The 3,538-nt window shown below is 35.4% G+C and carries 3 protein-coding genes; 2 read left to right on the top strand and 1 reads right to left on the bottom strand.

All coding sequences use genetic code 11. The annotated features are described in order from the left end of the window. On the top strand, nucleotides 1–425 hold a 425-nt coding region (locus GMD5S_RS0209485), incomplete at its 5' end, for a YfhO family protein (protein WP_016893865.1). Between the two features lie 21 nt (nucleotides 426–446). Here the strand turns inward: GMD5S_RS0209485 and GMD5S_RS0209480 are convergent. After that, nucleotides 447–3,101, bottom strand: a complete 2,655-nt coding sequence (locus tag GMD5S_RS0209480; RefSeq protein WP_016893864.1) for a YhgE/Pip domain-containing protein — start codon at nucleotides 3,099–3,101, stop codon at nucleotides 447–449. Between the two features lie 128 nt (nucleotides 3,102–3,229). On the opposite strand from GMD5S_RS0209480, the gene GMD5S_RS0209475 reads away from it, so the two are divergent. Continuing rightward, nucleotides 3,230–3,538, top strand: a 309-nt coding sequence (locus tag GMD5S_RS0209475; protein ID WP_016893863.1) for a TetR/AcrR family transcriptional regulator, incomplete at its 3' end; no start/stop codon positions are given.

Below are 3,538 nucleotides of genomic sequence, written 5' to 3'. Positions count from 1 at the left end.
AAACTTTCAATATCAGTGTTAGTTTCCCTGGAAATTCTCAGGTGTCATTTGAATCTCCAACCTTCTATCGTTTAGATACTCAGGCTCTTACTGAGGCAATTCAAAAGATTAAAGAACAACCTGTAGAAGTATCCACCTCTAAAAATAAAGTATTTGCTACATATGAAGTAAAACAAGATACTTCTATTTTCTTCACTATTCCTTATGACAAAGGTTGGTCTGCATTCCAAGATGGGAAAAAACTTGAAATCAAGCAGGCTCAGACTGGTTTTATGAAAGTTGATGTTCCAAAGGGAAAAGGCACCATTACACTTTCCTTTATACCCAATGGTTTTGTTATTGGAGCAGCCTGCTCACTAACTGCCCTTCTTCTTTTTGGGATCTATAATCACAGACGAAATTTATCTAAGACAGAAAAAGATTGACCAATTCCTTGGCCAATCTTTTTAATCTTCTTCCATTTTCTTAGGTTGATAAGCTAGCATACCTAAAGCAGTAAAGAAAGCTAGAGTTATAATAAGGAAAATCACTTGATGATGAATATTTCCTGTCATAGAGATTGTTTGTCGTAAACCTGATACAGAGTAACTCATTGGTAACCAAGGATTGACACCTTTAAAGAAATCATTTGTCAAAGCAAGGGGATAGGTCCCTGCACTTGATGCTAACTGTAATAAAAGTAAAATAAGAGAGAAGAAAGCTCCTATACGGTTATTCCAAGTTGTTAAAGCTGTCACCATAGACATGAAAGCTAAACTTGTGATTACAATTAGAATCAAGGTCCTCATCTCATGGTTCGCAGTCAATCCAATAAGATGGACACCTCCATAAACTAAAACACCTGCTAAGACAGCTATAATCCCATTTATTTCAGAACGAGACTTCAACCAAGCCCAACGGCTCTCTGGATGACGTCCAGAAGGCAACTTAGCAAAAATCATATTGGTAGATATAGCAGCAACAAAAAGAGCAACTGATATCATATAAGGAGCCATGGCAATCCCATTCACAGGAACTTGGTCGTTATCTGTTTTTGAAAGAACTAGAGGTTCAGATAATGTTTCTGCATTTTTAGATTCTGTCGAAGCTGATTTAAGTTGAGTATTTGCATTACCTAATCCTTGTCCTAATGAATCAACTCCTGTCTGTAAATCTTCAAGACTAGAGGTTAAGGTTGTTCCACCATCTGCTAGTTTTCCAGCACCATCTGCAATCTTCATAGCGCCACTTCCTAGTTGAGATGCTGCAGAAAGTAACTGTGTTGATTTGTCTGTTAATTGGCCAGAGCCAAATTGTAATGTAGTAATACCTGCTATCAGCTCTGGACTCTTATTATTCAATTGAGCAGAACCAGATGACAAACTTTCTATACCTGATACTAATTCTGGAGTTTTTCCAGCTAGCGCATCTACTCCAGCTGTCAAGGTTGATGTATTTTCTGTCAACTTACTTGATCCAGAAACTAATTTATCTAGACTAGTTGTTAAACTTGCATTCTTTTCACTTAGTTGATTAGCACCTATAGAAATAGTATCCAGTCCTTTAGTATAGTTTACAACACCTTTTTCAATTGACTGACTTCCAGGAACTAACTGATTATTTACAGAAGTTTGTAATGTTGTAAATCCATTTGACAAGGTTGTCAAGGAGCTAGATGCTGCAGGTAAGAGTTGATTTGCTTTCGTCTGCACATCAGATAGATTAGATACTTGTTGTTCTGAATTCTCTATACTTTCTTTTAATCCTCCTACTGTCGTTAAAATTGTTTTTGCTGACTCAATAGTAGAATTAGAATTTTTAGAAATAGCTTCTGTCAGTTCTTTCTTTTGTTCCTCTGTAAGCGATTGATAAGTAGCTGTTGATTGAAGGTTAGCAATAGTTTTCTCTTGTTCTGTCTGACTTTTAGTCACAATATCCTGTGCAAGAGTTGTTAGATTTGGCAAAGCTTCTGAAAATTTACTTTTCAGTTGAGTGTCATCTGATATTGTAAGAGCTTGTAGTGTTTTATTTAGTTCTCCTAAGCTTGTTGCCAATTGCGCTATTTCTTCACTTTGTTGAGATGAGGACTCTAATTGACTTGAAATTTCTTTAATACCAGTATTTAATTGCTCCATTCCATCTCTTAGTGTATCTGATTGATTGGATAATTGACTTGTTCCGTTAGAAAGTTCTTTCACACTACTTGTATAAGCATTTACACCAACTGAAAATTGATTGAGACCTGTATCCAGTTGTGAAACGCCACCTGTATAGGACTTTATACCTGTATTTAGCTGATTTACACCTGTCACCAACTCAGGAGTTTTTGAAGCTAATTGACCAAGTCCAGTGTCAACTTGTGAGACAGCATTCGTATAACTTTGTAAACCACTATTAAAAGTTCCTAAACCAGTATGTAATTGCTCTATAGCAGACACATAGCTAGATAAGCCTTTTGTAAATTGATCCGCTCCAGTTGAAAAAGTTACAGTTGAATTAGCTAGAGTATTAAGACTTGTCGTCAACGTTTGACTTCCCGTCACCAACTGATCGGCTCCATTAGCCAATTGTTCACTTCCCTCAGCTGCTTTATTTATTCCAGACTTCAAATCATTCATTTTTTGAAATAAAGCCTTAGTGTACGTTTCAGTAATATTAGTAGAGACGGTTTGTTTTAATTGTGTCATTGCAGAATCACTCATCTTACTTGCAATAAAGCTATGCCCACTTGACGTCTGATAATCAATCTGCATCTGTTCAGGATGATTCGTTAGGATAGAAGTAGCTTTTTCAGATAAGTCACTTGGTAAAGTCACTACCATGTAGTAGTCACCATCTTCTAGTCCTTTTTCTCCTTCCTCTTCATTAACAAAGTGAAAATCTAAAGCCTTATTTTCTTTTAAATTAGACACCATGTCTTCACCTATTGTCATTGCCTGTCCATTATAAGAAGCTTCCTTATCTTTATTGACAACTGCCACAGGTAACTCCGATACTTGACCATATGGATCCCACATGGATGATAAAAATATAATGTTGTATAGAGCTGGAATGAAAGAAATCCCTATCATTACAATGATAAAGGTCGGTTTTTTAAATATTGCTTTCCATTCTTTAAACATGTTCCCTCCTTTTTTACACATATTGTCTAAAATTTTGATATAATAGATTATACATCAAAAAATCTAAATTACAAGGTAAAAAATATTTTTTTAGACACATAGTCTATTTTTGTTCACAAGGAGGAATTATGAAAGAAAGTAACAAACGTTTAAAAACAAAACGAATTATCGAAAATGCCATGGTTCAATTATTGATGGACCAGCCCTTTGATCAAATTTCTACTGTCAAGTTAGCAGAAAAAGCCGGAATTAGTCGTTCCAGCTTTTACACTCACTACAAGGATAAGTATGATATGATTGAACTCTACCAAAGTATGCTATTTCATACCTTTGAGTATATTTTCCAAAAACATGCTCATCACAAAAGAGATGCTATTTTAGAAGTGTTTGAATATTTAGAGTCTGAGCCACTATTAGCTGCACTCTTATCTGAAAAT

Origin of the sequence: Streptococcus sp. GMD5S, assembly GCF_000298715.2 — a bacterium.
Lineage (GTDB): Bacteria > Bacillota > Bacilli > Lactobacillales > Streptococcaceae > Streptococcus.
This window is presented reverse-complemented; position numbering and strand designations above follow the sequence as displayed.

Bases quoted from the DNA above. Each gene is read 5' to 3' on its own strand.
- GMD5S_RS0209480 (WP_016893864.1), bottom strand. From the start codon at position 3,101: ATGTTTAAAGAATGGAAAGCAATATTTAAAAAACCGACCTTTATCATT.